At 72.5% G+C, this 14,891-nt stretch carries 11 protein-coding genes; 4 read left to right on the top strand and 7 right to left on the bottom strand.

Annotation, left to right across the window (positions count from 1 at the left end; translation table 11 throughout):
• Positions 1-249: 249 nt before the first annotated feature.
• Positions 250-1,080, top strand: coding sequence for an NAD(P)H-binding protein (locus ACSNOB_RS10560; protein ID WP_436686437.1), 831 nt, complete (start codon positions 250-252; stop codon positions 1,078-1,080).
• 167 nt (positions 1,081-1,247) lie between these two features.
• Here ACSNOB_RS10560 and ACSNOB_RS10555 read toward each other — a convergent pair whose 3' ends face one another.
• The 4 genes from ACSNOB_RS10555 to ACSNOB_RS10540 are packed head-to-tail and all read right to left on the bottom strand — an operon-like array spanning position 1,248 to position 5,258.
• Positions 1,248-2,177: a hypothetical protein gene (locus ACSNOB_RS10555; protein WP_436686436.1), complete on the bottom strand. Its 930-nt coding sequence runs from the start codon at positions 2,175-2,177 to the stop codon at positions 1,248-1,250.
• On the bottom strand, positions 2,174-3,265 hold the full coding sequence (locus tag ACSNOB_RS10550) for a hypothetical protein (RefSeq protein WP_436686435.1): 1,092 nt from the start codon (positions 3,263-3,265) through the stop codon (positions 2,174-2,176). The genes ACSNOB_RS10555 and ACSNOB_RS10550 overlap by 4 nt, the downstream gene beginning before the upstream one ends.
• An 11-nt stretch (positions 3,266-3,276) precedes the next feature.
• Positions 3,277-3,723, bottom strand: a complete 447-nt coding sequence (locus ACSNOB_RS10545) for a DUF4188 domain-containing protein (RefSeq protein WP_393111911.1) — start codon at positions 3,721-3,723, stop codon at positions 3,277-3,279.
• Positions 3,720-5,258, bottom strand: a complete 1,539-nt coding sequence (locus ACSNOB_RS10540) for a phenylacetate--CoA ligase family protein (protein WP_436686514.1) — start codon at positions 5,256-5,258, stop codon at positions 3,720-3,722. The genes ACSNOB_RS10545 and ACSNOB_RS10540 overlap by 4 nt, the downstream gene beginning before the upstream one ends.
• Before the next feature lie 182 nt (positions 5,259-5,440).
• Here ACSNOB_RS10540 and ACSNOB_RS10535 point away from each other — a divergent pair, with 182 nt between their 5' ends.
• On the top strand, positions 5,441-5,671 hold the full coding sequence (locus ACSNOB_RS10535) for a hypothetical protein (protein ID WP_436686434.1): 231 nt from the start codon (positions 5,441-5,443) through the stop codon (positions 5,669-5,671).
• 212 nt (positions 5,672-5,883) lie between these two features.
• Here ACSNOB_RS10535 and ACSNOB_RS10530 read toward each other — a convergent pair whose 3' ends face one another.
• The gene (locus tag ACSNOB_RS10530; protein ID WP_436686433.1) at positions 5,884-9,582 is read right to left on the bottom strand and encodes a S8 family serine peptidase; all 3,699 of its coding nucleotides are present in this window, start codon (positions 9,580-9,582) and stop codon (positions 5,884-5,886) included.
• A 155-nt stretch (positions 9,583-9,737) separates the two neighbouring features.
• On the opposite strand from ACSNOB_RS10530, the gene ACSNOB_RS10525 reads away from it, so the two are divergent.
• A complete protein-coding gene (locus ACSNOB_RS10525; protein ID WP_436686432.1) occupies positions 9,738-10,706 on the top strand; it encodes a helix-turn-helix domain-containing protein in 969 nt (322 codons plus the stop codon).
• Between the two features lie 99 nt (positions 10,707-10,805).
• On the opposite strand, the gene ACSNOB_RS10520 is transcribed toward ACSNOB_RS10525, so the two are convergent.
• Positions 10,806-11,195, bottom strand: a complete 390-nt coding sequence (locus ACSNOB_RS10520) for an ArsR/SmtB family transcription factor (RefSeq protein ID WP_436686431.1) — start codon at positions 11,193-11,195, stop codon at positions 10,806-10,808.
• A 144-nt stretch (positions 11,196-11,339) separates the two neighbouring features.
• On the opposite strand from ACSNOB_RS10520, the gene ACSNOB_RS10515 reads away from it, so the two are divergent.
• Positions 11,340-13,229, top strand: coding sequence for a heavy metal translocating P-type ATPase (locus ACSNOB_RS10515; RefSeq protein ID WP_436686430.1), 1,890 nt, complete (start codon positions 11,340-11,342; stop codon positions 13,227-13,229).
• Positions 13,230-13,514: 285 nt separating this feature from the next.
• Here ACSNOB_RS10515 and ACSNOB_RS10510 read toward each other — a convergent pair whose 3' ends face one another.
• Positions 13,515-14,693, bottom strand: coding sequence for an MFS transporter (locus tag ACSNOB_RS10510; RefSeq protein WP_436686512.1), 1,179 nt, complete (start codon positions 14,691-14,693; stop codon positions 13,515-13,517).
• Positions 14,694-14,891 lie beyond the last annotated feature (198 nt).

Genomic DNA, 14,891 nt, shown 5'->3' with positions numbered 1-14,891 from the left:
TTCTCGCCGCCAGCGGGTCGCGCAGGTTCCTGCAGGCGTTCCTGCAGCCACTCCGTCTTCTGCGCGGTGTCGGTGCGCTGACAGGCTGGGGCACGGACCGCCTGGACCGTATCGAACCGTCTACGCCCCTGGCGTGGGGCACCGATCGGCGGACGCAGCCCCGCGCCGGCCCCACGGGATCGTGGCAAGCGACCATCGGGCCGCCCCGCGTCGAGCCCCACGCCTCGTACCCACCCAGGAGAGATCGACATGCTGCTCATAGCTGGTGCCACCGGCAACGTCGGCGGAGAACTGGTCCACGCACTGCGCCGGGCCGGTGAGCCGGTGCGCGCGCTCACCCGCACCGACCGGGACTCGTCGCTGCCGCCCGACGTGGAACGGGCGACCGGCGATCTCAACGACCCCGCCAGCCTGACCGCGGCGCTCAACGGGGTGCGCGGCGTCTTTCTCCTCAGTGGATACGCCGACATGCCCGGCCTGCTGACGAAGATCCGCGACGCCGGAGCCCGGCACGTCGTCCTGCTGTCATCGGGAGCCGTCGACGGCGGCGACCACGCCAACGTGGTCGTTCGTTACCACGCCGTCGCCGAGGCGGCCGTCAAGGACGCCGGCCTCGCGTGGACCATCCTGCGCCCCAGCGGTTTCCACTCCAACGCCCTGCGCTGGCTGCCACAGCTACGTGCCGGAAACGTCGTGCGAGAGCCGTTCGCCGACGTGCCTGTCGCCGGCATCGACCCCCTCGACATCGCCGCGGTCGCCGCGGTCGCCCTCACCACACCAGGCCACGACCACGCCATCTACCGGCTCACCGGTCCCGAGGCCATCCTGCCCGCCGACCGCATCCGCATCCTGGCCCGCCTGCTCGGTCGGGACCTGTACCTGCACCCACTCACGGACGACGAAGCCCGGGCGGAACTGGCTGCCACCATGCCGCCCGAATACGTCGACGCGTTCGTCAACTTCTTCGTCGACGGGGCGTACGACGACACCGTCGTGCGTCCGACGGTCCCCGACCTCCTCGGCCGGCCGGCGAGGACGTTCCGCCAGTGGGCGGAGGCACACGCCGACGCCTTCCGCTGATCACCTGTCACGACCCCGCCCCGCGCATGCTCCGCTCGGGTTCGACCACAAACGTGGTGACGTCCGGCTGCCCGGAGTGCGGCCTCGAGGCAGGCGGCGTCGCTCCCGACGAGGCGGCACGACGCCTCCACACCGCGACGCTCGGCTGGGAGACGGTGCGGTGGGTACTACTGCCGGTGGTTCTGCGCCACTCGACGCTGAGGTGGGAGCCGGGCCGAGCGGGTCGGCTCGGCGAGGGGCCGGCCGACTCGGAACACCGCGAGCGGCTGGGCACCCACCCGTTCGGCGAGCCGGGCGGCGGTCACCGGACAGTCGATGAGCTGGCTGAGCGGATGGACCGCCAGGCCGTGCCGGGCGAGGGCCAGCCAGCCCCGCAGGAGGCGTCGCCCCGCGGTGATGTGGTCGTCGCCCGCCGGCAGCATGACCAGGACGCTGCCGTCGTACCGCAGGAGGTTCCGGCCGCTGGCGGCCAGCAGCGCCGCGAGGCCCAGCCGTCGCGTGAGCGGGTACGCGCGCAGCGCGGCGGCCAGGAACCGCGCCTCGAACCGGGACAGGACGAGGGCCCGGTCGGTGAGACCGTCGAGGTGGTAGCGCGGATGGCGGGGATCGAGGCGCAGCCAGTCGCGCAGCTCGATCGCGACGGGCCAGGTGTCGAACTGCCAGCGGTCGGCGACCACCAGTTCGCTCGCGAGATCCCGGGCGGGAAGGTGGACGAAGCCGGGTCCGAGGTCGGCGAGCGCGGCCGCGTCGACGGGCCCGGCAGCGTACCGGCCGCGGGCGACCCGGCGGGCCTCGATGTCGGCGATCGTGAACGGGGTCGCGTACCGGTGCGTCGCGGCGACCAGGCGGGGACCGGGCGCCGCGGTGACATGGAGGCCGAGGTCGGCGGCGACGATGAGGCACGTCTCGACGAACGCGCCGATTCCGAGGCCGAGGTCGCGCCCGGTCGGGTCGGAGTCGGGCAGGGTACGGGCCGGGTCGACGTCGATGACGATCTGGTCGGCGTGGTACCCGGGCCGCCACGGCTGCGTGTTGTGTGCGCTGGGCGCCCGGCGGCAGACCGCCTCGTGCGCCCGGAGCTGCTCGACCCAGGTCATGCCGGTGCCTTCTCGTAGAACGTGTATCCGTGCAGCGGCCGCCCGCCGGCCCGCCGGTACTGGGCGGCCGAGGCGGCGTTCTCCCGCTCGACGAAGGTGCTACGCAGCGTCCGGTACCCGCCGGCGGCGAGATTGCGGTGCAACTGGCGAGACAGCAGGGTCAGGTACCCCTTGCCCTGTTCCTCGGGCACGGTGCCCTTGATGATGAGCACCGCGTCGCGGCGGTACCGGGCGCGGGTGGCCAGCAGGCGGAGCTGGTTGAGCGGGCCGAGCCGGCCACCGACCGCCATGAGGAACTCGGAGATGTCCGGCACCGTCACGACGAACGCGATCGGCCGGCCGGCCTTCTCCAGCCAGAGCAGCAACCCCTCGTCGAGCAGGTACGCGAGGCCGTCGGTCTGCTCGGCCAGTTGCTCGGCGGAGATCTCGGTGTAGTAGCCGAGCTGCGCGAAGCTGGCGTTGAGCAGCCGCCGCAGGATCGGCAGCTGCTCGCGGAAGTGCCGCCGGGAGCCGTGCCGGATGGTGAGCCGTTCCGTGGCGATGCGGGCGTCGTCGAAGCTGAACCCGTGATCACGGTCGGCGTCGGCCGTGGTCGAGCCGCCCGCGGAGGCCCTGCCGCCCAGGTCGACCAGCCAGGTGTCGGCCTCGAAGCGGCGCCGGAAGCCGTGCCGCTCGTACGTCGCGGGGTAGTAGGCGGGGTTCCAGGCCGAATCCACGAAGCCGCGCTCGGCGAAGCCGGAGGTGATCACCCCGCCGGTCTGGTTGGGCAGCAACGCGACCGGTCCGAACAGCGGCCGACCGTCGGCCCGGGCCTCGACCGTGTCCAGGATGGCCGCGAAGACCGCGTCGTCGTCGACGAACTCGGTGTGCCCGAACAGTTGCCGCGGGCCGACCTTGGCGTCGAAGGCGGCGCTGCGGTGCACGCTGGTGCGCCCGACCACCGTGCCGCGTTCGTCGCGGACGAGGAACAGTTCGGCGGTACGCCGGTGCGCGGCGATCACCGACGACAGCAGGGGCACGTACCGGTTGGTCGGATGCAGTCGAAGCGGGAGGTCGACGAACGCTCGCAGGTCGGCCCGTGACCTCACCGGAGTCACTCTCATGCGCGGTGCACCGGCGGGCCGGCCGTCTCGGTGGACAGCGGGGTGAAGGTCGGGATGTGCGCCATGCCGTCGGCCTCGGCGCGCCAGACGCCGTTGCTGTAGCCCTCGGGCTCGGCGTTGTACAGCCGGATGTAGCCGCCGGTCGCGTTCCGCGTGCCGTGGTCGGTCACCCAGCACATGAGGTCGCGGTGGTGGCGGCTGCGGGCGAATTTCAGCAGCGCGTCGCGGTCGCTGAAGAACGCGATGGTGCCGAGCGTGAACGGGAACTGGTAATACACGGTGTGCCACCGGTATCCGTCCATGCGCTTCATCTGCTTGACCATCCTGAACCAGGTGCGGGTCAGGGTGAGGATCGAGCGTGGCCCCCGGTACCGGGTGGCGCCGACGAACATGGCGGTCGCCTGACCGACCGGCGGCGCGGCGGAGAAGTCGGAGGTCCTCACGCCGTCGCGCCCTTCACCAGGTACACATTCTTGATCTTGGTCGTGGTGCCGGCGAACGGTCCGGTGCCGTAGTCATGGACCTTCACCCGAAGGTCGGCCGCGGACGGGTCCTCGGCGAGGGACTCGGCGAAGTCCCGGCTGGCCTCGGAGAGGTAGCGCAGCACCCCGTCGCGGCAGGTCTCGGCGAGGGCCAGCCGCTCGTCGGCGCCGAGCGCGAGATCCTCGCGCAACTGCAGGTTGATCACTGGCCGGCTCTCCAGGTCCGCGTGCTCCTCCAGTTCCAGGCAGAAGCTCTGCAGCAGGTGCGCGAGGGGATTGCCGGCGTAGAGGCCGTACTCGACGTCCTGCGGGTAGATGTTGGCACCCATGTACGAGATCGTGCTGTCCTTGCGGCCGAACAGGAACAGCAACGGCAGCCGCATCCGGTCGGTCCGCGCCGCGCGCTCGGCGTCGAGCCGCGCGGCCGGGTCGCCGATCGCGGCCAACACGTCAGGGTACGCGATCAGCCGGCCCTCGTCGCCGATGTTGTAGCGGACCTTGGGGGTGAGCACCGCCGTCGAGTTGATCGTGCAGATCACCTCGTGGTCGGCGTTGGTCTCCAGGTAGGTCTCGAGCGGGTTGTACTGGAAGACCATCGGCAGCCGGTGCTCGTCGGGGCCGAGTAGGGCGGCCCGCAGGGCGGCGTCGGTGCGCAGCCGGCGACGGACCCAGACGGTGAAGTCGGTCTCCCCGGCGATACCGATGGTGAGGTCGCTGGCGCCGTAGCCGGAGCGCACCTTGAGGAAGCGTTCCTCCAGGTAGTCACGCAGCGCCTCGGTCATCCCCTCGCCGCCGACCAGACCGCTGATGCGGTACTCGCTCCAGGGGAAGCCCTCGGCGTCGAGTTTGTCGCGCAGATGCTTGAGGAACGGCGGGTACGCGGTGACGATGTACTCGAAGCCGGGCCCGAAGTACCGCAGCGTGTCCGCGATCTTCTGCAGGTCCGGGCCGGTGTTCTTCACCATGGCGATCGTGGACATGGCGATGCCCGTGTTGGTGCCCGTGGCCCAGGCGCCCATCGAGTACGCGTTGATGACGAAGCGCCGCTTCGACGGGAACACCATGGTGGCGTAGCCGGCCAGGTTCTTGTGCACCGAGCGCAGTTCGCGGCGGCTGCGGATCCAGTTGAACGGCTGACCGGACGAGCCAGAGGACTCGTCGACGACGCTGCCGGCGATCTCGATCTCACCGTGCCAGCAGCGCTCGGCCTCCGGGTACGCCATCACGTACGACTGCTTGTCGGTCGACGGGTACGACGACAGGTCGAACCAGCGGAACCGCCATCCGTTGCGGCGCAGGAAGTCGCCGTACGCGGGGACGTCGATCGCGGCGAACTGGCAGGTCATCCACGCGTGCAGCCGAGCGAAGCGACCCATGTACGGACGGTAGTTGCGCGCCATGAACCGCCATACCGCCGGATGAACCTGGTGCAGCGTGTAGAGGCCGGTCAACGAGAAGCTCGCGAACCGCAGCGTCCACTGACGCAGGAAGGTCATCACCACGCGTCAAGGATAGGAACGCTCGCAAGCCGCTCACCTGGTCACAGATACTCAACGGCCCTGGGTGCCCCGACTCAACGGCCCTCGCCCAAGGGGCGGCACCTCCGCGGTGTCGGCCCGCCACGTCGGACCACCGGGGCCGGGCCCTGCGTGACGCCGAGCATCACCCGGACGTCACCGTGGCAACGGCCAACCTGGTCGGTCCGGCCCTGCGCCACGCTCGGCCCGACGAACGAGTTCTCGCCCGGGTGCAGCACCGGCGTCTGCTGCCGACCCGGATCACCCGGGCATTCCAGACCGCCGTGCTGCGCGACCTCTACCCCGAAGATCCCGGCGACGACACCGCAGCACGTACCGCCGATCTTCTCCGCGTTCCGTTGCTGCGTGCCGCGTGCGGCTGGCGGCCCTGATCCCGCCGCCGGCACTGGGCAAGGCCAACGCCGAACCGAACAAGTCGGGCGTGCCGTTCGACACGCAGCTCGCGAGTGGGCGGTGCCGGGCGACAGGGGTGGTCGCCCGGCACCGCCGGCCGTGGAGAGCCAGTGGGGACCGCTCTCCACGGTGTCGGCCGGGCCCGTGCCGTCGCAGCGGCGGGGCGGGCCGTCCGACCGGTGAGGTCTGGTCAGGGCAGCACCTTCCACGCCCGGGTGATGGTCTGACCGATGCGGTTTCCGGCGCGGTCGGTGGCGGTGACCCGGACGGTGGCGAAGCGGGCGTTCGTCGGTGCCGCCGGGATGGTCGCCGTCACCGTTCCGGTGCCCCGGACAGGCACCTTCCGCCAGTGGGCGCCGTCGTCGTAGGACACCCGCACCGTGACGTCGAACCGGCCGGGTCCGGTCGCGCCCGGCTGATAGCCGGGGCTGAGCGTCAGCGGGTACGGCTGATCGGCGCGCACCGCGTTGGACAGGTCGGTTCGGATGTCGTAGCGGACCTGCGGCAGCGTCAGCACCTGCGGCTGCTCGCCCCCGGGTCGCCTGGACCGGAACGTCCACGTGGTGGAGGTCGCGGTCGAGGTGGTCCACCAGACCCTCCCCGGGAAGCTGTCCCGGGTGACGTCCAGCGTCAGGTGGTACGTCCCGTTGCCCGGGCCGACCGTGAACTGCTGCGATGATCCGGCGGTGCTGCCGACGACCTGGTCACCGCGGCGCAGGGTCAACCGTGCCCGGTCGGAGTCGCCGTCGATCCAGCCGTACGCCCCGACGGCACCGTCGGCGTACTGCGGCACGGCTACCCGGATGCTGTCGTGCCACCGGTTGACCGGTGTCCCGTACGGATAGTTGGGCACGGCCAGCGGGACGGCCGGCCGGGTCAGCGCCGGGAACCACACCTCCCGCGTCCGCTCGCCGGGCCGGTAGGCCCGGAGAGGACCGTACATGGTGCCCTGGAGCCGGCCCCGGTTCTCACCCTCGGCGCTGGCCTGAGCGCGCCAGAGCACCCCGCCGGTGTTGACGTGGTCGGTACGTCGCTGCCCCGCGCCCACGGCCCGGTTGAAGCCGAACGCGACGCTCACCCCGGCCGGGTAGCCGGCCCTCGAGTCCAGCGCCCACATCTCCGGCGCGTGCTGGTGGAACTCACTCTCCACGGTGGCCAGCGCCAGCTCGGCTGCCGTGTAGTGCAGGTCGGCGGGGATCCGGCCCGGCTCGGCCAGCAGCAGGTCGTAGCGGTAGGGGCTGTGGGCCACGCCGGTCAGGCTGACGGTGACCTTCCCGGCCGCCAACCGCTCGCGCAGCCGTTGGCCGTCGGCGTACTCGACGGTGTAGGCCGGCACCGACGAGCCGGCGCCGCTCGCAGCGATGCTCCCCGGCTCACCGGAGGCGAAGAACACCACCACGGCACCGGCCGCGGCCGCGGCCCGCAACTGCTCCGCGACCGTCTCCGCACCGACGTACCGCAGCAGCAGCGCGGCACCGCGGGCGGCCCCCAGCCTGGCGGGCTCGCCGTCGCCGCCGTCGACCAGCGGCAACGCGCGGGTGCCGTCGAACAACGGCGCGTACTCCACCGGCAGCGGGCGAGCCAGGCGGAAGCCGCCGGCGCCGGTCACCTCGGCGGTCAGCTCGGGGGCGCTCAGATCCCATCGGCTGAAGAACTGGAACGTACCGGTGGAGACCGGTCGGGTCGGTACCGCGTAGACCCGCCGGACGTGCCGCGGGTTGAACGCCCAGCCGGACAGGTTCGACCGGCTCCCGGCGGTGCGCTGCCACGAGATGGCGGCGCGGCTGACCGCGGTCGGGTCCGCGACGTCCATGCGGATCTCGTTGCCGGCGCGCGCGTCGAGGCGCAGGGTGCGGTCCGCGTCGACGCGCAGCTCCGGATCGCCCGCCAGGGTGATGTCCGTCTCGGTGCCGCTGTCGTCCAGGCTGTGTACGAGCCCCATCACGGAGTACCGGCCGGCGGGCAGTTCCACCGTCGCCCGGCCGTCGGAGAAGAACCCGTAGTGCTGCTCGCCCGTGTCCAGGTTCCACAGCTCGGCCCGGTTGGGGAATCCGGCGGCCGGCTGGCCGTCGCGGTCGGTCGCCTCGATGGTGAGGGTGTGCACCGGCGGGGTCACGCTGACGCCGAGCGGGACACGCAGTCGCAGTCCGGCAGCGGTCGCGGTGAGCACCCCGGCGTACTGGTTCGGCCTGGTCGCCGCGGTGTCCAGCCGTACGGTCGCCGTCGCCCGTCCACCGGCGGCGATGGTCAGCCGGGCCGGCGTGACGGTCAGCGCGGCAGCCCGGCCGGTGGCGCCGGTGTCGGTGGCGGCCACCGCCAGGTCCAGGGTGAGGGGCCTGCTGCCGGTGTTGCGGTACACCACGTCGGCACGGCGGGGGCCGGACCCGGCCGGCACCTGCCCGAACACGACGTTGGCGGTGTCGACCTGGACGGTCCGGCCCAGCGCCGCCGGGACGTCCACCCGGCCGACGCCCTGCGCCCAGACCGGCGCCGTGTCGACCGGCCTGGCGCTGCCGACCAGCGCGGCCTTGAGCTGTTCGGGCCGCCAGTCGGGGTGGGCCTGCGCGAGCAGCGCGGCCGCGCCGGCCACGTGCGGCGCCGCCATGGAGGTACCGGACATCCCGGTGTAGGACCGGTCGACCACCTCACCGAGCGAGGTGCCGGCCGCCCGGGCCGCCACGATCCCGACACCCGGTGCGGTGATCTCGGGCTTGACCGCGCCGTCGTCGAGGCGCGGGCCACGGCTGGAGAAGCCCGCCAGCTCGTCCTGCTTGGACACCGCGCCCACGGTCAGCGCGGCGGTGGCGATGCCGGGCGTGCCGACGGTCTGCGGCCCGGGGCCGGAGTTGCCGGCGCTCACCACGAAGAGCGTGCCCGAGCTGGCACTCAGCGCGTCGACCGCCTCGCTGACCGGGTCCGGGCCGCCGTACGACTGCGCGCCGAGGCTGACGTTGACCACGCGAGCGCCCTGGCCCACCGCCCACTCCATACCGGCGATGACCCAGGAGAGGTCGCCGTAGCCGGAGTCGTCGAGGACCTTGCCGACGAGCAGCCGGGCGCCCGGGGCCACGCCCCGGCCACCGGCGCGTCCGGCCTTCCCGGCTCCGGCGATGGTGGCGGCGACGTGCGTACCGTGCCCGAACCGGTCGACCGCCGTACCGCCCTCGGTGGTGAAGTCGGCGGTGGCGACCACCCGGCCGGCCAGGTCGGGGTGGGTCGGGTCGTAACCGCTGTCGAGCACCGCCACGGTGACGCCCCGCCCGTCGTACCCGGCCTGCCACGCCGCCGGCGCGCCGATCTGAGGCACGCTGTCGGCCAGGTCGGCGCGGACCCGCCGGTCCAGCCACACCCTCCGGGCGCCGCCGGCGAGGGTACGCGGCCCGGCCGTCAGCGCCGCCCAGAGGGCCCGCGCCTCCGTCTTGCGCCCGGTGACCGCGACCGCGCCGATGCTGGACAGCACCCGGGTCCGAGCGGCGCCGGGCGGGGTGTCCGGCACCACCGCACGAGCGCCGGCGGTGGCGGGCGTCCCGGCCACCAGCAGCGGAAGGGTCGGACTGGCCGCGTCGTGGTAGCCCTCGGCGACCAGATCCGTGACGTTGAACAGCGCCTCGTCGAGCAGGCCGGCGGAGACGTACGGCAACGCCTCCTCCGGCACCACGTAGACGTCACCGTCGCGGTGGGACAGTCGGAAGCCGGGGCGGTCGGGTGTGCCCCGGTCGTCGACGGTCGCCTCCTGCCGGCCGTCGGCGAAGCGGGTGAGCCGGACGACGTCACCGTTGATCAGCGTGACCGTGTACACCGAGCCGGGCGGCGCGCTTGGCGCAACTGCGTCAGCGGCGAAGGCCGTTCCGGTCGACGGCGTGGCGGCGACCACGGTGACGGCAGCCACCACCGCGGCGAGCACTCTACGTAACGAGCTGAACACGAGACTCCTTTGACGTGCCGGCCGTACGGCAGGCAGCGTCACACCTGGTGAGCAGGCCCGTAAAGGATCTAGAGTCAGCGCAGCTGTGACACGGCCCAGATGCGCCAGGGAGGACGATCGTGCTTGGACCGGCGGGGCTGAGCGCGGCGGAGGAGGCGGCCTACCTCGCCCTGGTCCGCCAGGGCGGTGCGACGCTGACGCAGCTGACCGCCCGGACCGGGCTCACCCCCGCCCAGGTGCGCCGCGCGGTGCTCTCCCTGCAGCGCAAGGGCTTCGTGCACCACACCCCGGCTCCTGAGGAGCGGGTCGTTCCGGTTCCCCCTGAGCTGGCGGTGGAACAACAGGTCCGCCGCCGCCAGGAGGAGCTGGAGGGCGTACGGGCGGCCGCGCACCGCCTCGCGCAGGAGGCGCGCAGCCGGGCCAGCAACCGGCGCACCGAGGAGCTGATCGAGATCGTGTCCGGCCGGGCGGCGGTCGCGCAGGCCTTCGACCGGTTGCAACGTGCCGCCCGTCAGCAGATGCGGGTGCTGGTGGCGCCGCCGTACGCGGTGCCGAAGGACGTCAACCGCCAGCAGCTCGAACGGCAGGCCGCCGGGATCACCTACCGGGCGGTGTACGACGTGGACGCCCTGACCGACCCGGGCTTCGTCAAGAGCGTCGTCGTCCATGTCCAGGAGGGCGAGCACGCCCGGTTGGCGCACGGCCTGCCGACCAAGCTTGCCGTCGCCGACCGGGAACTGGCCCTGCTGCCGCTGGCCTGGACGCGGTCGGCACACGACGCGGCGTTGCTGGTACACCCGTGTGGTCTGCTCGACGCGTTGATCGCGCTCTTCGAGACCGTCTGGACCCAGGCCACGCCCCTGTCCGTGGCCGACTCCGCCGACCTCGCCGCCGCCGCGACCGTCTCGGCCGCCGACCGGCACCTGCTGTCCCTGCTCGTCGCCGGCCTGACCGACGAGGCGGTCGGCGCGCGGCTGGGCCTCAGCCGCCGCACGGTGGTCCGCCGGGTGCAACACCTGATGGAGCTGAGCAACTCGCGGTCGCGGATGCAGCTGGGGTGGCAGGCCCGCGAGCGCGGCTGGCTCTGACTGCCTGTCCCGTGTCAACGTGCGGCTCAGCTTCACGGCCGGGTAGCGCTGCGGGCGGGTGTCGACCGCGGCGTCGTGGGCGTACGGCTGCCGGCGCCCCTACGGTCGATGCTGGACGTGCGCGTCCCCCGTCTGGCCGGTCGGCCGGACGGGAGCGTGGGCGGTGGTGCCGCTGTCGTGGTGGTCGGCGTGGAAGAGCGCCTCGGCGAGCAGTCGCTGCACGTGGACGTCGGCGGCGGAGTAGTAGACGAAGGTGCCCTCGCGCCGGCCGCGTACCAGTCCCGCCAGACGCAGTTTCGCGAGGTGCTGGCTGACGGCGGTGGGTGCCGCGCCGACCAGTTCGGCCAGGCATGCGACGGAGGACTCGCCCTGCATCAAGGCCCAGAGAATCTTGATGCGGGTGGGATCGGCGAGTAGCCGGAACCCCTCGGCGGCGAGTTGGACCTGCTCGTCGTGCGGCATGCGGAAGTCCGGCAACGACGTGTGCATGCCGGCATCATACCGTCATCGTTCTGCATACCTGTTCAGCTGTATGCGTACCTTCGCAGGTATGCTGCGGCCGTGACGACGACATCTCATCGGGCCCGGATTCTGGCGGCTAACGCCGCACCGGCCCGCTCCCTGCGAAGTCGGATGTGGGCCCTGGTCGAGGTGCGGTGGGCGGCGACGGCTCTGGTGCTGTTCGCCCTCGGTGGCGCCGCGCACCTCGCAGGCGCACCGGCGCCGCTGTGGTGGGCGCTCTATCTCGCCTGCTACGTGGCGGGTGGTTGGGAGCCGGCGCTGTCAGGTCTGCGAGCCCTGCGTGACCGTACGCTGGACGTCGACCTCCTGATGATCGTCGCGGCAGTCGGCGCCGCCGCCATCGGGCAGGTCTTCGACGGTGCCCTGCTGATCGTCATCTTCGCCACCTCGGGAGCGTTGGAGGCGTTCGCGACCGCACGCACCGCCGACTCCGTCCGTGCCTTGCTCGACCTGACTCCCGAGCAGGCCACCCGGATCGCCGACGGACGCGAGGAGACCGTCCACCCCGCCCGGTTGCGGGTCGACGACGTGATCCTGATACGTCCGGGCGAGCGCATCGGCGCGGACGCGGTGATCGTGGAAGGAACGAGCGAGGTCGACCAGGCCAGCATCACCGGCGAACCGATGCCCGTGAATCGGCGCCCGGGCGAGGAGATCTTCGCGGGCACCGTCAACGGCACCGGGGCGCTGCTGGCGCGGGTGCACCGCCCGGCGGGGGAGACGGTGCTGGCGCGCATCGTCGCTCAGGTGGAGCAGGCGTCAGCCACCAAGGCTCGCACCCACCTGTTCATCGAGAAGGTCGAGCAGCGGTACTCGGTGGGCGTCGTCGTCGCCACCCTCGCGCTGTTCGTCGTCCCGCTGGTCCTCGGCGCGGCACTGCAACCGACCCTGCTGCGGGCGATGACCTTCATGATCGTCGCGTCTCCCTGCGCCGTGGTGCTGGCGACCATGCCGCCCCTGCTCTCGGCGATCGCCCTCGCGGGGCGACACGGCGTACTGGTCAAGTCGGCCGTCGTCCTGGAGAAGCTCGCAGACGTCGACACCGTCGTCTTCGACAAGACCGGCACCCTCACCGAAGGCGCGCCCGTCGTCACGTCCGTCCGGTCGTTCGGTACCGACGAGGACGAGGCGGTCCGCCTCGCCGCGGCGGCGGAACAGCACAGCGAGCACCCACTCGCCGCCGCCGTGGTCGCCGAGGCCCGGCGCCGGCACCTGCCGCTTCCGCCCGTGCACGACGTCACCGCCCTCCCGGGCCGGGGCGTCACCGCCACCGTCGCGGGCCGCCGGGTTCGTGTCGGCAGTCCTGCCCTGCTCGACGACCTGCCGCAGACCGGACGTGCCGAGGCTCAGGCCGCCATCCGCGCCGCCGAGAACGACGGCCACACCGCCGTGCTCGTCGCGGTCGACGGCGCACCGGTGGGCCTGCTCACCCTGACCGATCGCAAGCGTCCGGAGGCGGCGTCCAGCGTGGCGGCTCTCACCTCCCTGACCGGGCAGGAACCGCAGTTGCTCACCGGCGACAACGCCGGCGCCGCCACCCGGCTCGCCGACGAGCTCGGCATCGCTGCCCGCCACGCCGGGCTGCTACCGGCCGACAAGGCCACCCGCGTCCGCGCCCTGCAGGACGCCGGGCGCAGGGTGCTGGTCGTCGGCGACGGAATCAACGACGCGCCCGCCCTGGCCTGCGCCGACGTCGGCATCGCGATGGGGCAGGGCGGGGCGGACCTGGCCCTGCAGACCGCCGACGCGGTGCTGGTGCACGACGACCTCAGCGCCCTGCCCGCGCTGCTCAGGCTCGCCCGGCGCGCCCGCCGGATCGTCGTGGCGAACCTGGTGATCGCCGGTACGTCCATCGCCGTTCTGGTCGCCTGGGACGTCGTCGGCTACCTGCCGCTGCCGCTGGGCGTCGCCGGGCACGAGGGTTCCACCGTCCTCGTCGCCCTCAACGGCCTGCGTCTGCTGCGCGGCACCGCCTGGCGTGCCTCGGCTGCTGACCGGTGATCCGTCTCAAGTCGCACCCGGCTGAACCCGGCCGCCCGGCAGGTTCGTGGCCGCGCACGGCCGGGTGCCGCCGGTGGAGATCCTGAACACCGATCTTTTCGCCTGGAGCGGCCGGAGACCGCGGCGTTCCTCCCGCCCCGGCCCGGCCAGCCCCGCCGAGACCACAGCCCGGGGACGACACCGTGCCTACGACGACCGCTACCGCGACACCGGCGGACCCCTCCGGTCTGTGAACGGACCGGAGGGGCGATCGGCCAACGACTGACCAGCGTCGTGTCCGGCTGGTCACATACTCGCCTCGGCGGGGCGGCCAGCGTCGCCCGCGACCGGTGCCGACTGCCGCACGGGCCTGGGAAGGCCGGTCGGCCTCGCCGCGAGCAACGCGACGAGCAGGGCGATGCCCGAGCCGATCACCATCAGCATCGACGGCGACGTCGCGTCGACCACGACGCCGCCGAGCAGCGCGCCGAGCGCGATGGTCGCCTGGAACGACGACGTGAACAGCACGGACGCGGCCTCGGTCGGGCCCGTGCCCGAAGCCGCGAACCAGGACTGCGAGCAGACCGGAACGGCCCCGTAGGCGACGCCCCATACCGCGAGCAGCACAACCGCGCCGATCGTTGCGGTGCCGAGCGTGGGCAGCAGCCCGGTGGCCGAGGCGAGCGCGACAGCGCTGGCAACCAGGGTGGCCCGCAGGCGGAGTCGCACCGTCGTGCCGGCGACGAAGTTGCCCAGGACGCCGGCGATGCCGTAGACCAGCAGGAACGGGGTGACCGAGCCGACGCCGGTAACGTGCTGCAGGAACGGGGACACGTAGGTGTACGTGCCGAAGTGCGCGGTCACGATGAGGACCGTCAGGATCAGTGCGGTGCGGCCGGTGCGATTACGCACCAGATCCACCAACGCGGCGAGCCTGACCGGCTGGGCGGCGGGCAGTGGCGGTAGCACCGCGACCAGCGCCAGTAGCACGACCACGGTGAGCGCCCCGAGCACGATGAACGCGGTGCGCCAGCCACCGAGCTGGGCGATGAAGGTCCCGGCCGGAACGCCGAAGACCGATCCCAGCGGTACGGCAGAGAAGATCACCGCGGTTGCCACGCCGACACGTTCGGGCCGCACCAGCCGCGGGGCGAGGCCCGCGCCGATCGACCAGAAGCCACCGATCACGATGCCGACGAGCGCTCGGGACGCCACCAGGACGGGATAGGACGTCGCGGCGGCAGCGATGATGTTCGCCGCGGCCAGCAGCAGGATCAGGCCGCACAGCAGCATCCGCCGGTCGAGCCGGCCGACGGCGACGGTGACGGTCGGTGCCGACACCGCCGCCAGCACGCCCGGCATGGTCATGGTCAGGCCAGCGATGCCGTCGGAGACGCCGAACGTGGAACCGATCGAGGTCAACAGGCCGATCGGAAGGATCTCGGCGGTGACGATGACGAAGATGCCCATCGCCACCGAGACCACGGCCAACCAACCGAGGAGAGGCGAGCTGTGGACGGCACGATGCGCGGTGGGGGTCGGATCGGTACGAGTCGGCATCCGTCGAGCGAACTGCAATCGACGGGCGATTGCTGGCGGCTTTCAGCCGCCACCGTGGGCGGGCAGCGGCGAGCTGTGTGGGCGCGCGTTCCCTCCCGGGAGGGAGGGGGGCCGCTCCCACGG

Origin of the sequence: Micromonospora sp. URMC 106 (assembly GCF_051386395.1) — a bacterium.
Classification (GTDB): Bacteria; Actinomycetota; Actinomycetes; order Mycobacteriales; family Micromonosporaceae; genus Micromonospora.
Note: the sequence above shows the minus strand (reverse complement) of the source record. Positions and strands in the feature narration are given on the sequence as shown.